Raw genomic sequence first — 16,084 nt, 5'->3', positions numbered from 1 at the left:
CCTCGCTCAAGCAATGAAAGAGCGCTTGAGCATGTTGCTCAATTCTGTCGCATACCGCCCTGCTACCCTTTGGCACTATGGCTGGCCTCGACCGCATCGATCTCGAACTCCTCGCCGCGCTCGCCGATGATCCGCGCGTCACGATCGTCGCGCTCGCCGAGAATCTCGGCCTGTCGCGCAACACCATCCAGGCGCGCATGGCGCGCCTGGAGCAGACCGGCGTCTTCCTCTCCTACGAGAGGTCGTTCTCCACCGACGTGCTCGGATTCCCCTTGCAGGCGTTCGTGAGCATCGGCGTGCGTCAGACGGAGTTGCCGCGCATCATCGGCGAACTCGCACGGATCCCCGAGGTCGTCCAGGCCCACGGCCTGAGCGGCTCCATCGACCTCCTCGCGCGCGTGGCGTGCCGTGACGCGCGCCACCTCTTCGACACCGACGCCCGCATCCTGTCGATCGAGGGCGTCGAGCGCACCGAGACGTCACTCGCGATGGGCGAGGTCATCCCGTTCCGGGTCGCGGGGCTCATCGGCCTCGCGAAACGGGAATCCTGAGGAAACGTCGGATCGCGCCGGCGGCCTCGGTCGGCGTCTCGTAATGGATCAGGTGCCCCACATGGGCGATCTCGACGAGCTCGGCCTCAGGGAAGCGCTGCACCAGCTCCCGCTCGACCTCGATCGGAGTGATGTCGTCGCGCTGCGCGGCGATGAGCAGCGTCGGCACCTCGATCGACGACGCGAACTCGCTCACGTCGTGCGAGACGCTCGCGACGAAGGCGTCTCTCAGCACGTCGCGGTCGGCAAAGCGCGAGAAGTAGGTGTCGTGCTGGTCGTGGATGAACCGTCGCAGTGCCGGGTCGCGGGTCTTCGCCATGGCGATGCTCATGATCCGGACGATGAGTCCGTTCCGCAGCAGCGCGGTCCCGAGTCGTTCGGGAAGTCGCGCGCCGAGCGCGTAATAGAGCACGGCGAGGCGCGTCATGATGCCCTTCGGCCCCTCGAGCGCCGGCGCACCGATCGGGTTGATCAGGATCAGCCTGGGCGTCGCGAGGCCGGATGCGACGGCCGCAGACGTGACGATCGAGCCGAAGGAGTGACCGAGGATCACGGCCCCGGGAGCGACCTGTGCGGCGAAGTCGGTCAGCCACGCCGCGTACTCGTCGAGGTCGTACATCCGCCCCGGCACTGGCGCGGACTCGCCGAATCCCGGGAGGTCGGGGGCGATCACCCGAGCCTCGGGAAGGAAGGCCAGCACCGACTCGAGCCCGTGGTGCTCGCCGCGGAAGCCGTGGACCGCGATGACGACGACCTCGGCGTCCGCCGGCCCGTACACCCAGTACGCGGTGTTCGCCCCCCGCACCTCGACGTCATGCCGAGCCACCGCGAGTCGGCTCAGGCGATCGGCGTACGGGGACGGGACTGTCATGGTGTCGAGTCTACGGACGCCGGTGGCCATTCCCGTGTTGTTGCCTCGCGATGTCGGTGGCCGGCTCTACGGTGATGCCATGCCCCGCGACGCCCCGATCCCCGAGTGGATCACGCGCGTCGGGGTGTTCGACCTCGAGACCACCGGCGTCGACGTCGAGCACGATCGCATCGTGACCGCGCACGTCGGTGTGCTCGATGCCCGAGGCGTGGAGATCGCCGCTCGGAACTGGATGGCCGATCCCGGCATCCCCATCCCCGACGGTGCGACCTCCGTGCACGGGATTACGACCGTGCACGCCCGAGCCCACGGGCGACCGGCGCTCGAGGTGGTGACACAGGTGTCCTCAGCCCTCGCCTCGCTGCTGGCGCAGGGAGTGCCGGTCGTCGCGTACAACGCCTCGTACGACTTCTCGCTCCTCGCCCACGAGGCGCGCCGCCACGGCGTTCCGGCGATCGAAAGCCCCTCCCCTGTCATCGACCCTCTGGTCATCGACAAGGCTTATGATCGATATCGGCCCGGTAAGCGCACGTTGCAAGTCGTCGCGGCGCATTACGCGGTGCCACTCGAGGATGCGCACGATGCTTCCGCCGATGCCGTCGCGGCCGGTCGCATCGCCCAGGCGCTGGCCCGTCAGTTCGTCCTTCCCGTGACGCTCACCGAGCTCCACGAGAGGCAGATCCGCTGGGCCCGCTCCCAGGCTGCGAGCCTCACCGAGTACTTCATCCGCATCGGCCGCATCGACCCGGAAGAGACCATCGACGGGACGTGGCCGGTGCGCCCCCGCAGCGCGCCCCTGAGAGAGGATCTTGCCCGTGCGTCTTCATACCCGTGATGTCGCCCTCGTCGAGGCCACCTGGCAGCAGTACGTCCCCTCGGCGGTCCTGCACGATGTGGACCCGACGCGGTTCCGTTTCGACTGGCACTCCGAAGAGCTCAGCGGTATGAGCGTCATCCGGTACGAACTCGCGGCGCAGGTCCACTGCACGGCCGAGCCGCAGGACCAGTTCCTCGCCTGCCGCGTGCACGCCCGCGACGTGCGGATGAACTCCAGCCGATCCGATCTCGACCCCACCCACCCCTGGTTCACGGATGGCCCGCGAGTGGATGCGCACTGGGACGAAGGGGCGCAGGTGACAGCTCTGGCGTTCGACCGCGAGCCTCTCGAGGCTCTCGCGCGGCGGATCACGGGTGACGACGCGATGTCACTCCACGTCACCGACATCTCCCCGACCACGGCCGCTTCGGCTGCTGCGTGGGACCGCATGTTCGACTACGTCGAGCGCAGCATCGAGGCGATGGATGACGGAGATGCACTGCTTCGCGCCGAACTGGCTCGCCACGCAGCCACCACGACGCTGTCGTCGTTCGCGACGACCATCCTCAACAGGCGATCGCGCTCCCCGCAGACCGCGCCCGCGCCTGCAACGGTCAGACGAGCTCTCGCGTTCATCGCTGAGAATGCGCACCGGCCGATCACGATCGACGATGTGGCTGCCGCCGTGCACATCTCGACTCGTGGGCTGCAATACGCGTTCCGACGTGCGCTCGATGTCACCCCCGCGGAGTGCCTCCGCCAGGCGCGGCTCGACGGCGCACACCGTGAACTGCGATCCGGGGTGCCCACGACGGTGGCCGCGATCGCCCGCCGCTGGGGGTACGCACACCCATCGCGCTTCGCCGCCGCGTACCGGGAGGCCTTCGGCGTCCTGCCCTCGGTGACGGCAGGCAAGCATCGAAGGTGACGTCAGGCGAAGAGACTGTTCGCCTGCGCGGCGCGGCATGACGCCGCGGTGCAGCGCGGGCCCCGCGAGAGCTTAGATTCCGAGGTATGGGTTCTCTGTACTACGGCGACTCCGAGCCGATCCAGATCGACGACCGCGCGCTCGCGCACCTGAAGGTTGTGGTGGCGACCAAGCTCCGTCGCAACGAGAGCTTCACCCTCTCGTGGCGACACCCCGAAGGACAACCGGACGGACGTTCGACGATCTGGCTGCACCCGTCGATCCCGCTGCGTTTCGTCTTCCAGGACCCGGAGGCCCCCGAACTCAGCAGACGGTGGATCGAGGAGCTCGCCCACTCCGCGAACTCCAGCGGCGGGATCACCCTCATCGACGAGCACCTGGAAACCCCGGAGCCGATCGACGCCGGCCCCGGGGTACTCAGGTCTTCAGCGGACTGAGACGCGTCAGATCACATCTCGCTCGACGACCCTGTCGCCGCGACCACGACGAGCGACGAGCAGGACCAGTCCGATGACGAAGACGAGCGCGCCCGCCGCCATCAGGATGTAACCGATCATGTCGAGGTTCACCCAGTCCAGCTGGATGTTCAGCGCGAAGACGAGGATCGCGCCGATAACGAAGAGCACGACGCCGGTGCCGATGGTCATGATGCCTCCTAGATTGCGGACGTGTCGGGCAGGGTGAGCCCGTCGTTCCGTTCCTCAGGGTGGCAGCACGGCGATCCGCCGAACAAGGGCTTGACATGTTCGCGGTCGCGTCAGATCGTTCGCGAGTGCGGGAGTAGGGCGGGCGGGACTTGAACCCGCGATCGTTGGGTTATGAGCCCACTGCCTTAACCAGCTTGGCCACCGCCCCGCGAGGACAAGCCTAGCGGTCGACGCGCTCACGCCGGAGTGGCGTCCTCATGGGTGCGCAGATGACCGAGATAGAGGTCGGCGTTGGCGATCAGCCCGTCTCGCTCCTCGTCCGTCAGAGCCCTGCGCACCTTCGCCGGCACCCCGGCGACGAGCGAGCCGTCGGGTACTTCCGTGCCGCCCAACACCACCGCACCTCCCGCGACCAGGCACCCCGCGCCGATCACCGCACCGCTGAGCACCACAGCGCCCATGCCGATCAGCGAGCCGTCGCCGATCGTGCACCCGTGCACGACCGCGTTGTGACCGATCGACACCTTCGCCCCGATGCGCACAGGGTGCCCGACATCGACGTGCACCGAGACGTTGTCCTGGACGTTGCTGCCCTCGCCCACGACGATCTGCGCCGAGTCCGCTCGCAGCACCGCGTTGTACCAGACGCTCGCGCCGGGCTCGAGACGAACGTCCCCGATCACACGAGCACCGTCCGCGACGAACGTCGCCTGGGCGATCGAGGGGACCTTGTCTCCGAGAGCGAGGACGGATGCTCCAGCTGCGATGCTCATGAGGCGAGACTACCCTCACGAGCCCCGGATTCCGCGGAATCACGGGCCACTAAGCCCAGCCTTCGCTTGCTTGCGGAATGAATCCAGATGAGTAGCGTTGTGTTCATCAGGCAGAAGAGATCAACTCCGGAGGAGTCACGATGAGCAAGGCACAGACCGTACCCACCACCGCCAGCGACCCCACCGTCGCGGCCGCAGCCGCCCAGTTCCTCTCCCCCGTCGTCCTCGGCCTGCAGGCCCTCACGATCAACGGCAAGCAGGCGCACTGGCACGTCCGCGGCGCGAACTTCGTCGGGGTGCACGAACTGCTCGACACGATCGTCGCCCACGCCGGCGACTTCGCCGACACCGCTGCGGAGCGCATCGTCGCTCTCGGCCTGCCGATCGACGCACGCGTCAGCACGGTCGCGGTCAAGGCCGGCGATACGTCCGTGCCCGCGGGCTTCACGCAGTCGGATGAACTGGTGCGCGCGGTCATCACCGACATCGACGCGATCCTCGTCGACCTCAAGGTCGCGATCGACGGCCTCGACGAGGTCGACCTGACCAGCCAGGACGTCGCGATCGAGATCATGCGCGGTCTCGAGAAGGACCGCTGGTTCCTCGTCTCTCACATCGCCGCGTAACAGCGCCGACTCGAAGGGCACCGGGATCATCCCGGTGCCCTTCGTCGTGTTCGCAGCCGTCCGGTCGCGGTCGTCACGCGCGATGCGTCAGACGGCCGCCGAGGAGGGTCGCGACCACGGGCATGCGCCTCAGGGTCTCGCCGTCGGCCGAGCGGGGGTCCTCGCCGCACAGCACGATGTCTGCGACCTCGTCAGGCCGAGTCTCCGAGCGGATGCTGGCGCGGAGCGCGTCGTCGAGGCCGAGCGCCTCCTCCGGGTGCCAGGGCTCGCGGTCGTCGTCGGTGCGTGCGACGGCGGCGGCGATGGCGAGCCAGGGGTCCAACGGGGCCACGGGAGCATCGGACCCGAAGCGCAGGCCGACACCTGCGTCCCGCAGGGCCTTCAGCGGGTAGCCGATCGACGTCTGGGACGCCCAGTGGGTACCCACGACGTCGCGGTCGTCGAGAGCGTGCTGAGGCTGGACGCTCGCGATGATGCCCAGCCGGGCGAAACGCGCGAGATCTGCGTGACGGACCAGCTGGGCGTGCTCGATCGTCCCGACGGCCCCGGTCACGGTGAAGGCGTCGAGGGCAGCCGTCACCGCCCGATCACCGATCGCGTGCACGGCCGCCCCAAGCCCCGCGCCGGTCGCGATCGTCAGCAGTTCTGTGAGTTCCGCTGGTGGCACCGTGAGCACCCCGTAGTTCTCGGGGTCGTCGGGATAGGCATGCGAGCAGGCGGCGGTGCGCGTCCCGAGGGACCCGTCGCTGATGATCTTCAGCGGCCCGACATGGACCAGACCACGCCCCGCGTCGGGCGCGTCGGCGAGCTCACGCAGCTCTCCGGTGCGGAGTCCCGCCGAGATCGCGCGCGGAAGATCGAAGGGGTAGACGGCGAATTCGACGCGATGCGCGGCGAATCCGGCCATCACCCGCCGCGGCCACGCATCGGCGTTCCACGCCATGTCGAAGTCGACCAGGCCCGTGACGCCTCGCGCTGCGGCGCGGGAACCGGCGGCGACGACGGCACGGTCGCCGTGATCCGGGTCGGCCGCATTCAGCCGCCGCGAGATCTCGAACGCGTCCGCCTCACGCAGCACCCCGTCGATCGCGTCGAATCCCTCACGACGCAGAGCGGCGGAGTTCAGCCAGGTGCTGTGCACGTCGGCGTTGATCAGGTAGGTCGGCACCTCTCCCGTCACGGCGTCGAGCAGCTCGACGCTCGGCGCGTCCGGCCACAGAACATCGCGGAATCCACTGCCCACACGGCGCCCGTCCGGCAGCGGCATCGCTCGCGACATGATGCGAGCGGCCTCCACCGCCGATGCGGCGACTCCGAGCGGCGTGCGCTGGGATTCGAGGGCCCACTGGACCGTGTGGACGTGGTTGTCCCAGAGACCGGGGACGACCCATGCGCCCTCGCCGTCGAGCACCTCGCCACGGGGAGCAAGCGCACCCGTCGGGGCGATGTCGACGATCCGCCCTTCGTCGATGAACAGGTCGACGGGTTCGTCGTCTGCCAGGAACTCCCGACCGGGACCGGCGATCCGCACAGATGCCACGGTGCCGATCGTCTCGCCGACGGAGCTCACCGCGCGGCGTCCGCTCGCGCGTCGCGCGCACGGCGCATCTCGGCGGCGAGCTCGGGGTGGGCGTACGGCCCGCCGCCTTCCAGCGCATCGATCACGGCATCCACCGTGTCGGTCGGCTTGTTCTGACTGAGCTTGCGCTTCGCGACCACGCGGGTCGGTGTGAGCCGGAACCCCACGGTGCCTGCGGCCAACCGCTTCACGAAGGCGTCGTCGTTCGGGCGCTGCCACATGCGGCGCGGGTCCGGCATCAGCCCTTCGAACCGGTCGACGAGCCGGTCGAGCACAGCGAGGTTCTCGTCGTCGTCGAGGATCTCCGGCACGCCGGCGAGGTGCACGGCCGTGTAGTTCCAGGTGGGCACAGCCTGCACGTCGCCGTACCAGCCCGGGGAGATGTAACCGTGTGGCCCCTGGAAGATCACCAGCAGCTCTCGCTCGCCCATCCCGTGGATCAGGTCGTCCGGTCGACCGACGTGGCCGACGATCGTCAGGTCGTCGCGCTCTTGGTCGAGCAGCACCACGTAGTGCGACGAGACGAGTCCGTCGGGCCCGTGGCTGACGATCGTCGCCCAGGGATTGGCGTCGACGATCCGACGGATCTCATCGACGTCGGCGAGGGTGAAGCTGGGGTTCTGACGCATCCCCCCAGCCTATGACCGCGTGGTCACGCCTGGCAGCGCGGGCACCAGTAGAGCTTGCGGGCGCCGATCTCCTCGAGGGCGATCTCCGTGCCGCAGACCCGACAAGGGAGTCCGGCGCGGTGATAGACCCAGTGACGGTCGTCGCGACTGGCCATCGCGGCGCGATAGGCATCCGGCGACAGGTCGTCCATCGTCATCATCTGACCGGTCTCCACGCCGATCGCCAGCAGCCGCACCCAGTCGCGCCAGAGAGCACGCACGACGTCCTCCGGCACCTGCTTGCCCGGGGTGTGCGGGTTGAGGCGCTGACGGAAGAGCATCTCCGCGCGGTAGACGTTGCCGATACCGCTGACGACGGACTGGTCCATGAGCAGGAGGGCGATCACGGTCTGCGTCTTGCGCACCGCTCGCACGAAGCGCTCCTCGTTCTGCACCGGATCACCGACGAGCGGATCGGGTCCGAGCTTCGCGATCGTCGCGAGCACCTCGTCCGGCGTCTGCAGCACGCAGGCCGTCGGCCCACGCAGATCCGCCGCCGTGATGTCGGTCATGAGGCGCAGCCGCACCTGTCCGACGACCGGCGGCGGCCACTCGACGCCCTCGTCGCCCAACCCCTTCGTCTGCTCCGACATGCGCACATGCACGCGGGTGCGACGCGGGGCCCCGATGGACGAGAGGGAATTCTCCCCCGCGTCGTCGAGGATCGGCTCGTCCAGCACCGTGCCGCGCTGGTTCGTCTGGCCCATCCGCCCGTTGGCCGAGGCGATCGTCGGATCGACCACGATCTCCCCGGCGAAGTCCCAGGCGCCGTACAGGCCGAGGTGCACGCGCAGCCAGACGTCGCCCTCGGCCTCCAGGAACATCTGCTTCCCGACCGCCTGGACGCTCACGGCCTCGCGACCGTCGAGGATCGCCGCACCTTCGGCGAACCGCCCCTGCGGGCTCGAGGCAGACAGCGTCTTGCCGATGAAGTTCCGGTCGAACTGCCGCGCGATCCGATGGACGGAGTGACCCTCGGGCATCTCAGGCCCGCGGGTCCGGGAGCAGCGAGCCGTCGCGCTCGAAGTCGGCGATCTGAGCGATCCGACGCACGTGACGCTCCTCATCCGAGAAAGGCGTGGCGATGAAGGTGTCGATGAACGACGTCACCTCGTCGAAAGTGTGCTGACGCGCACCGATCGAGATCACGTTGGCATCGTTGTGCTGACGAGCGAGCTCAGCCGTCGAGATGTTCCAGACGAGTGCGGCGCGCACGCCCTCGACCTTGTTCGCCGCGATCTGCTCGCCATTTCCCGAGCCCCCGAAGACGACGCCGAGCGTCTCGACGCCCGCGGTCTGATCGGCGACCACTGCTTGCGCGGCCCGGATGCAGAAGGCCGGGTAGTCATCGAGCGCGTCGTACTCGACAGGACCGTGATCGACGACGTCGTGCCCCGCCGTGCGCAGATGCTCCTGCAGTTGCGTCGAGAAGTCGAGTCCTGCGTGATCGGTGGCGATGTGGATGCGCATGGCTCCCATCCTAGGATCGGGCGACGACGCGCGACATCACGGAGCGACGCCGGCCGCGGCGGGCTTGAACCCCGCGCGGATGTTCTCGCAGCATCCGGGTCGGCAGACGTCGAAACCACCCGGGAGGGAGGTGACGTGGGGGCGCTGCTCGTTCGGGCGCCCTTCGAGGCGCTCCTGGATGAGGTCGACGATGCCGGCGACGAACGACGGGGCGACGCCGGGGGTCGGGGTCCGCGTGAACGCGAGCCCCGCTTCCTCCGCCGCCTCAGCGGCCTCGGTGTCGAGGTCCCAGAGCACCTCCATGTGGTCGCTCATGAAGCCGACGGGGACCACGGCGACGGCCTTGCGCCCGCGCGCCGACAGTTCGCCGATGACGTCGCACACGTCGGGCTCGAGCCACGGCTGGGAAGGGGGGCCGGAGCGCGACTGGTAGACGAGCTCCCACGAGACGTCGGCCGCGGCGGGGATCGTCTCGCGGACGCGGTCCATGACCCACGCGGCCACCGCGAGGTGCTGCGCGGCGTACGCGCCGCCGTCGCCCCAGTCGATGTCGCGCGCGCCGGAGCGCTGGGCGTCCTCCGTGGGGATGCTGTGGGTCGAGAAGAGGATCTGGATGTCCGACGCCGCGATGCCCTGCCCGAGGAACGACTCGACGGCTTCGCGCACCCCTGTCTCGAACGACTCCACGAAGCCGGGGTGGTCGTAGAAGGGACGGATCTTGTCGATCGTGACCGTCTCGCCCAGTCCGGTCTCCTGGAGGACCCTCGCAAAGTCCTCCCGGTACTGACGGCAGCTGGAGAACGAGCTGTACGCGCTCGTGGCGAACGCGAGAAGCGTGGTGTGCCCGGCCTCGGCCGCCTCCGTGACGACCTCCTCCAGATACGGGCTCCAGTTGCGGTTGCCCCAGTACACGGGGAGGTCGATGCCCCGGCGTGCGAGCTCGCCTTCCAGCGCTTCCTTGAGGATGCGGTTCTGGCCGTTGATCGGGCTCACGCCGCCGAAGTGGCGATAGTGGTGCGCGACCTCCTCCAGACGCTCGTCCGGGATGCCGCGACCGCGGGTCACGTTGCGCAGGAACGGGATGACGTCCTCCTGCCCCTCGGGGCCGCCGAAGCCCGCGAGCAGGATGCCGTCGTACGCGACAGGAGTGGTCACGAAGGGGCCTCCGCCCGCGGCGGCGGAGGAGGCAAAGGGGACGGTGTTCGGCTCGATCGCAGTCACCCCTCCATCCTTCCATCTCCCGGACGTGAGACAGGCCGTCATGCTGGCGTAGGCTGTCATGGTTGCCGTGGGCGCCAACTGCGCCGGGTTGCGGTGACGTCCCCTCACCCCTGGGAGTACAGCTGTGCCTGGAGAGAACCTCACCCGTACCGAAGCGCAGGAGCGCCGCGACGTCATCGACACCCAGTCGTACGAGGTGTCGCTCGACCTCACCAAAGGCGCGGAGGTCTTCGGCTCCCGCAGCGTGGTGCGCTTCACCGCGACGCCGGAGAGCTTCACCTTCATCGACCTGATCGCGCGCGAGGTGCGTGAGATCTCACTCAACGGCGAGCAGCTGGACCCCGACGAGGTCTTCGCGGACTCGCGCATCGCGCTGTCGGGCCTGCAGGCCGAGAACGTGCTGGTCGTCGACGCCGACTGCCTGTACACGAACACGGGCGAGGGCCTGCACCGTTTCGTCGACCCCGTCGACGACGAGGTCTACCTGTACTCGCAGTTCGAGGTGCCCGACTCCCGCCGCGTGTTCGCGGTCTTCGAGCAGCCCGACCTCAAGGCGACGTTCCAGTTCACGATCACGGCGCCGGCCGCGTGGAAGGTCGTCTCCAACTCCCCCACCCCCGAGCCGATCCTGCACGACGACAGCTCGATCGCGACGTGGGGCTTCGAGCCGACGCCGCGCATCTCCTCGTACATCACCGCGCTGATCGCCGGCCCGTACGAGTCGACGTTCTCCGAACTCACCAGCGCGTCCGGCGACGTCATCCCCCTCGGCGTCTACGGGCGCAGGAGCCTCTGGCAGCACCTCGATGCGGACTACATCTTCGACAAGACCCGCGAGGGCTTCGCCTACTACGAGTCGAAGTTCGGCGTGCCGTACCCGTTCGCGAAGTACGACCAGCTCTTCGTCCCCGAGTTCAACGCCGGCGCGATGGAGAACGCAGGCGCCGTCACCTTCACCGAGACCTACGTCTTCCGCAGCAAGGTGACGGATGCCGTCAAGGAGCGCCGCGTCGTCACGATCCTGCACGAACTCGCGCACATGTGGTTCGGCGACCTCGTCACGATGAAGTGGTGGAACGACCTCTGGCTGAACGAGTCGTTCGCCGAGTGGGCCTCGACGATCGCGACGGCTGAAGCCACCGAGTGGACCGAGGCGTGGACCACCTTCAACGCCATGGAGAAGACCTGGGCCTACCGCCAGGATCAGCTGCCCTCGACGCATCCCATCGTCGCCGAGATCAACGACCTGGAGGACGTGCAGGTCAACTTCGACGGCATCACCTACGCCAAGGGCGGATCCGTCCTCAAGCAGCTCGCGGCCTGGGTGGGGATCGAGCAGTTCTTCGCCGGAGTATCGCAGTATTTCCAGAAGCACTCGTGGGGCAACACCGAGCTCAGCGATCTGCTCACCGAGCTCGAGGCGACCAGCGGGCGCGAGCTGAGCACGTGGTCGAAGAAGTGGCTGGAGACCGCGGGCGTCAACACGCTCGAGCCGTTCATCGTCGAGGACTCCGACGGCACCATCTCACGGTTCGCCGTGACGCAGACGGCGCCGGCCGACTACCCGACCATCCGTCCGCACCGCCTCGGCATCGGCTTCTACTCGCTGCGCGAGGGCGCCCTCGTGCGCGTGCACTACGCCGAGGTCGACGTCGACGGCGACCGCACCGAGGTGCCGGAGCTGCAGGGTCTGAAGCGCCCCGATCTCGTGCTCCTGAACGACAACGACCTCGCCTATGCGAAGATCCGCCTCGACGAGCGCTCGCTCGCCACCGCGATCGCGCACCTCGCCGACATCAGCGAGCCCCTTCCGCGCTCGCTCGTCTGGGGCGCGGCGTGGGATCAGACGCGGGATGCCGAGACGCCGGCGTCGGACTACATCGACCTCGTCCTCGGCAACATCGGCCGCGAGACGGAGTCGACCACCGTGCGCACGACGCTCGCGCAGCTCCGTTCCGCCGCGACGCTCTACGTCACGCCGGAGCAGCGTGCGGCAGCCCGTCAGAAGGTCGCCGACGGTCTCTGGGCCCTCGCCGAGGGCGCGGAGTCGGGCAGCGACAGCCAGCTGCAGTTCGTGACCGCGTTCGCGAGCTCGCTCGTCACCCCGGATCACGCGGGCATCGTCGGTCGACTCCGTTCCGGCGAGGAGACCCTGCCCGGCCTCGAGATCGACGCTGACCTCAACTGGCAGCTGCTCGTGGGGCTCGCCACCATCGGCGCGACCGACGCCGGCGCGATCGACGCCGCCTTGGCAGCGGACAACACGGCCAAGGGCGCCGAGTTCGCCGCCCAGGCCCGCGCGGCGCTCCCCGATGTCGCCTCGAAGCGTCAGGCATGGTCGTCGCTCATCGAGCGCGACGACGCCCCCAACACGATCGTGCGATCGGCCGCCCTCGGCTTCGTCCACCCGGCCGGGGTCGAGTCGCTGCGAGAGTTCGTGCAGCCCTACTTCGACATGCTGGTGCCGATCTGGGAGTCGCGGACCTACCAGATCGCCCAGTACCTCGTGGTCGGCCTGTTCCCGACTGCGATCGCCGACGTCGCGCTGCGCGACGCCACGCGCGCCTGGCTCGCCGCGCACCAGGACGCTGCGCCCGCACTGCGCCGCCTGGTCATGGAGAATCTCGCCGACGTCGAGCGTGCGCTCGCCGCGCAGTCGCGCGACGCCGACGACTGATCCCCGGTGATCGAAGGCCTCAGCCCGGCGCGTCCAGCCCACGCTGAGGCCTTCTCGCTACCCTGGAAGGGATGATCCCCGTGCCTTCCCAAGTCGATTCCCCGCCCGAAGAAGTCGTGCCGCCCGCATGGTGGACCGACCTGCTCGACGTCCTCGGCGCGGTCGGCATGCGCGCCTTGAACGTCGCCATCATCATCGTCGCCTGCATCCTGATCGCCCTGGTGCTCCGGGTCGTGATCCGACGCGTCGTGCACCGCATCGTCGACACCGCGAAGAACAAGGCGGCCGTCGATGACACGCAGGCTCTCGAGCGCTCGCCCCTCGCCGACATGCGGCTCGTGCAGCGCACTCGCACACTCGGCACGATCCTGCAGAACATCGTCAACGTGATGTTGGTCGTGATCGCCGTCGTATTGATCGTGAACGCCCTCGACAACAGCCTGCTCGGGTCGCTCACGCTGCTCACGGCAGCGGTCGGCGCCGGCCTCGGGTTCGGCGCCCAGAACATCGTCAAGGACGTCCTCAACGGCATGTTCATCGTCGCGGAGGACCAGATCGGCATCGGCGACGTCGTCGACCTCGGATTGGCATCGGGGGTCGTCGAGTACGTGAGCGTGCGCATCACGCAGGTCCGCGACGTCAACGGCACGCTCTGGTACGTGCGCAACGGGGAGGTGACGCGGATCGGCAACATGTCGCAGGGCTGGGCGCGTGCGATCATCGACATCGGCGTCCCTCTGGACGCCGATCTCGACGTGGTGGAGCAGACCATGCTCGAGACCGCGCAGGGTCTCGCGAAGGACTCGAAATGGCGGACACGCATCATCGACAAGCCGGAGCTGTGGGGCCTCGAGTCCATCGGCGGCGAGGCACTCGTCGTGCGCATCGTCATCAAGGCTCGGGCGAACGCGAAGGACGACGTGGCCCAGGAATTGCGGAAGCGCCTCCGCACCGCGCTGCTCGAGAAGGGGATCACGTTCCCGAGCATGGAGACCGTCGTCCCGACCGGACTCGACGGGGCGAGGCGCGTGCGCGGCGCCAACCCGCCCAAGACGCGTCCGAATGCCGTCACGGGCGTGCCGGTGATCCCCGATCGAGGGATCTGGCGACGCAAGAAGCAGCAGGACGAAGACGGGAGCGCCCAGAAGTGACCTTCTACGACGAGGTGGGCGGTCGGGAGACCTTCGCGAGGATCGTCTCGGTCTTCTACCGCGAGGTGGCGCTCGATCCCGTGCTCGCGGCGATGTACCCGGAGGAGGATCTCGGACCCGCCGAGGAGCGCCTCCTCCTCTTCCTCGAGCAGTACTGGGGCGGTCCGACGACGTACGGCGAGACACGAGGGCACCCGCGACTGCGCATGCGGCACATGCCGTTCCACGTCGATCCCGACGCCCGCGATCGTTGGTTGCGGCACATGCGCACGGCCGTCGACGAGGCGCAGTTGTCCGCCTTGCACGAATCGACGCTCTGGGACTACCTCGAGCGCGCGGCGTATGCCATGGTGAACACGTTCGAACCTTCGGGCATCGGCACGTCAGCAGACGGCCGCCCCACGCTCGAGACCGGATCGCGTCAGGAATCAACGGAGAACAGATGACGAGCAAGACCCTGTCCGCAGACGTGCTGGTGATCGGATGGGGTCTCGCCGGTCTCGTCGCCGCCGCCGAGGCTCTGACGGCGGGGAAGCGCGTCATCATCGTCGACCACGAGCCGCGCACGAATCTCGGCGGGCAGGCATGGTGGTCGTTCGGAGGGCTGTTCTTCGTCGACTCTCCGGAGCAGCGCCGCATGGGCATCCGCGATTCGCTGGAGCTCGCGTCGCAGGACTGGTTCGGCACAGCCGGATTCGACCGCCCTGAGGACGAGTGGCCGCGCCGGTGGGCGGAGGCGTACCTGCAGTTCGCCGCAGGCGAGAAGCGGTCATGGCTCCGCCAGCGAGGGGTCGGGTTCTTCCCCGTCGTCGGGTGGGCGGAGCGCGGCGGGTACGGCGCGCTCGGGCCGGGCAACTCCGTGCCGAGGTTCCACATCACCTGGGGCACGGGGCCCGGCATCGTCGCCCCGTTCGCCGCGGCGGTCGAGCAGGGCGAGCGAGAAGGGCGCGCCGTGGTGCTCCCCCGTCACCGCGTGACGGATCTCGTCGTCACGGACGGAGCCGTCACGGGCGCGCGCGGCAGCATCCTCGCGTCCAGTGCCTCTGAACGCGGTGTCCCGTCATCACGTGACGTCATCGGCGACTTCGACATCGCGGCCGCAGCCACCGTCGTCAGCTCCGGAGGGATCGGCGGAAACCACGACCTGGTGCGCGCAGCGTGGCCGGCCAGGCTCGGCACCCCTCCCGAGCACATGCTCACCGGCGTCCCGGCATACGTCGACGGGTCGATGCAGTCGGTGAGCGCAGCCGCCGGTGCCCGGCTCATCAACGGCGACCGCATGTGGCATTACGTCGAGGGGATCTCCAATTGGGACCCGGTGTGGCCGTCGCACGGCATCCGAATCCTCCCGGGGCCGTCCTCCCTCTGGCTGGACGCCACCGGCACTCGTCTGCCCGTGCCGCTCTTTCCTGGTTTCGAAACGCTCGGCACTCTCGCTCACCTGCGCCGAACAGGTCACGACCACTCCTGGTTCATCACCTCACGGCAGATCGTCGAGAAGGAGTTCGCGCTGTCCGGGAGCGAACAGAACCCCGATCTCACGGGGAAGGACGTCGGACTCCTGCTGCGCTCGCGCCTGGCGAAAGGGCCGACGGGGCCTGTGCAGGCTTTCCTCGACGAGGGCGAGGACTTCATCGTCGAGGACGATCTGGAGTCGCTGCTCGCGCAGATGCAGCGGCGAGACGGCGGCGAGCTCCTCGACATCGATCGCGTGCGCCGCGAGATCGTCGCGCGGGACCGCGAGATGGACAACGAGTTCACCAAGGATGCGCAGATCGGCATGCTGCGCTCGATGCGCGGCTACCGAGGTGATCGTCTGATCCGCACGGCGGCACCCCATCGCCTGCAGGACCCCTCAGCGGGGCCGATGATCGCGGTGAAGCTGCACGTCCTCACCCGCAAGTCCCTGGGCGGCATCAACACCGACCTTGACGGCCGCGCCCTGGACGCAGGGGGCGCGCCGATCCCCGGCCTGTTCGCTGCCGGCGAGGCCAGCGGGTTCGGAGGCGGCGGGGTGCACGGCTATCGTGCGCTCGAGGGAACGTTCCTGGGCGGATGCCTGTTCTCGGGACGGCAGGCCGGCCGGGCCGCATCGCGCTGACTGG

At 68.6% G+C, this 16,084-nt stretch carries 17 protein-coding genes and 1 tRNA gene; 9 read left to right on the top strand and 9 right to left on the bottom strand.

Going from position 1 to position 16,084, the window contains the following annotated elements; all coding sequences use genetic code 11:
- Positions 1-77 precede the first annotated feature (77 nt).
- Positions 78-551 carry an Lrp/AsnC family transcriptional regulator gene (locus FSY98_RS15905; protein ID WP_144877590.1) on the top strand — a complete coding sequence of 158 codons (474 nt, stop codon included), beginning with the start codon at positions 78-80 and terminating at the stop codon, positions 549-551.
- Here the strand turns inward: FSY98_RS15905 and FSY98_RS15900 are convergent.
- On the bottom strand, positions 523-1,422 hold the full coding sequence (locus FSY98_RS15900) for an alpha/beta fold hydrolase (protein WP_144877589.1): 900 nt from the start codon (positions 1,420-1,422) through the stop codon (positions 523-525). The genes FSY98_RS15905 and FSY98_RS15900 overlap by 29 nt on opposite strands.
- A gap of 79 nt (positions 1,423-1,501) precedes the next feature.
- Here FSY98_RS15900 and FSY98_RS15895 point away from each other — a divergent pair, with 79 nt between their 5' ends.
- From FSY98_RS15895 to FSY98_RS15885, 3 genes are all read left to right on the top strand, one after another.
- Positions 1,502-2,257, top strand: a complete 756-nt coding sequence (locus FSY98_RS15895; protein ID WP_144877588.1) for a 3'-5' exonuclease — start codon at positions 1,502-1,504, stop codon at positions 2,255-2,257.
- Complete coding sequence (locus FSY98_RS15890) at positions 2,238-3,167, top strand: AraC family transcriptional regulator (protein ID WP_144877587.1); 930 nt, start codon at positions 2,238-2,240, stop codon at positions 3,165-3,167. The genes FSY98_RS15895 and FSY98_RS15890 overlap by 20 nt, the downstream gene beginning before the upstream one ends.
- A gap of 86 nt (positions 3,168-3,253) precedes the next feature.
- Complete coding sequence (locus FSY98_RS15885; protein ID WP_144877586.1) at positions 3,254-3,604, top strand: hypothetical protein; 351 nt, start codon at positions 3,254-3,256, stop codon at positions 3,602-3,604.
- A gap of 6 nt (positions 3,605-3,610) precedes the next feature.
- Here the strand turns inward: FSY98_RS15885 and FSY98_RS15880 are convergent, their stop codons facing one another.
- The 3 genes from FSY98_RS15880 to FSY98_RS15870 form a co-directional block, all read right to left on the bottom strand.
- Positions 3,611-3,814 carry a DUF6458 family protein gene (locus FSY98_RS15880; protein WP_144877585.1) on the bottom strand — a complete coding sequence of 68 codons (204 nt, stop codon included), beginning with the start codon at positions 3,812-3,814 and terminating at the stop codon, positions 3,611-3,613.
- A 134-nt stretch (positions 3,815-3,948) separates the two neighbouring features.
- A tRNA-Ile gene (locus FSY98_RS15875) sits at positions 3,949-4,022 on the bottom strand.
- 28 nt (positions 4,023-4,050) lie between these two features.
- The gene (locus tag FSY98_RS15870) at positions 4,051-4,587 is read right to left on the bottom strand and encodes a gamma carbonic anhydrase family protein (protein ID WP_144877584.1); all 537 of its coding nucleotides are present in this window, start codon (positions 4,585-4,587) and stop codon (positions 4,051-4,053) included.
- A 140-nt stretch (positions 4,588-4,727) separates the two neighbouring features.
- On the opposite strand from FSY98_RS15870, the gene FSY98_RS15865 reads away from it, so the two are divergent.
- Positions 4,728-5,213 (top strand): Dps family protein, encoded by a 486-nt coding sequence (locus FSY98_RS15865; protein WP_144877583.1) that lies wholly within the window; start codon positions 4,728-4,730, stop codon positions 5,211-5,213.
- Positions 5,214-5,286: 73 nt separating this feature from the next.
- Here FSY98_RS15865 and FSY98_RS15860 read toward each other — a convergent pair whose 3' ends face one another.
- From FSY98_RS15860 to FSY98_RS15840, 5 genes are read right to left on the bottom strand one after another with little or no spacing between them, the layout of a single operon-like run.
- Complete coding sequence (locus tag FSY98_RS15860; RefSeq protein WP_260857532.1) at positions 5,287-6,753, bottom strand: amidohydrolase; 1,467 nt, start codon at positions 6,751-6,753, stop codon at positions 5,287-5,289.
- Positions 6,754-6,779: 26 nt separating this feature from the next.
- Positions 6,780-7,421, bottom strand: coding sequence for an FMN-binding negative transcriptional regulator (locus tag FSY98_RS15855; RefSeq protein WP_144877581.1), 642 nt, complete (start codon positions 7,419-7,421; stop codon positions 6,780-6,782).
- A gap of 23 nt (positions 7,422-7,444) precedes the next feature.
- Complete coding sequence (locus FSY98_RS15850; RefSeq protein ID WP_144877580.1) at positions 7,445-8,443, bottom strand: Fpg/Nei family DNA glycosylase; 999 nt, start codon at positions 8,441-8,443, stop codon at positions 7,445-7,447.
- 1 nt (position 8,444) lies between these two features.
- The gene (locus tag FSY98_RS15845; RefSeq protein WP_144877579.1) at positions 8,445-8,930 is read right to left on the bottom strand and encodes a ribose-5-phosphate isomerase; all 486 of its coding nucleotides are present in this window, start codon (positions 8,928-8,930) and stop codon (positions 8,445-8,447) included.
- 36 nt (positions 8,931-8,966) lie between these two features.
- Positions 8,967-10,151, bottom strand: coding sequence for a ferrochelatase (locus tag FSY98_RS15840; protein WP_260857531.1), 1,185 nt, complete (start codon positions 10,149-10,151; stop codon positions 8,967-8,969).
- Positions 10,152-10,275: 124 nt separating this feature from the next.
- Between FSY98_RS15840 and pepN the strand changes: the two genes are divergently transcribed.
- From pepN to FSY98_RS15820, 4 genes are all read left to right on the top strand, one after another.
- Positions 10,276-12,828, top strand: coding sequence for an aminopeptidase N (gene pepN / locus FSY98_RS15835; RefSeq protein ID WP_144877577.1), 2,553 nt, complete (start codon positions 10,276-10,278; stop codon positions 12,826-12,828).
- A 71-nt stretch (positions 12,829-12,899) separates the two neighbouring features.
- Positions 12,900-13,979 (top strand): mechanosensitive ion channel domain-containing protein, encoded by a 1,080-nt coding sequence (locus FSY98_RS15830; RefSeq protein ID WP_144877576.1) that lies wholly within the window; start codon positions 12,900-12,902, stop codon positions 13,977-13,979.
- On the top strand, positions 13,931-14,425 hold the full coding sequence (locus tag FSY98_RS15825; RefSeq protein WP_260857559.1) for a globin: 495 nt from the start codon (positions 13,931-13,933) through the stop codon (positions 14,423-14,425). The genes FSY98_RS15830 and FSY98_RS15825 overlap by 49 nt, the downstream gene beginning before the upstream one ends.
- Positions 14,422-16,080, top strand: coding sequence for an FAD-binding dehydrogenase (locus FSY98_RS15820; RefSeq protein WP_144877574.1), 1,659 nt, complete (start codon positions 14,422-14,424; stop codon positions 16,078-16,080). Before FSY98_RS15825 ends, FSY98_RS15820 begins: the two co-directional genes overlap by 4 nt.
- Positions 16,081-16,084 lie beyond the last annotated feature (4 nt).

It is taken from the genome of Microbacterium sp. 1.5R (assembly GCF_007667425.1).
In the GTDB taxonomy this organism is placed as follows: Bacteria; Actinomycetota; Actinomycetes; order Actinomycetales; family Microbacteriaceae; genus Microbacterium.
This window is presented reverse-complemented; position numbering and strand designations above follow the sequence as displayed.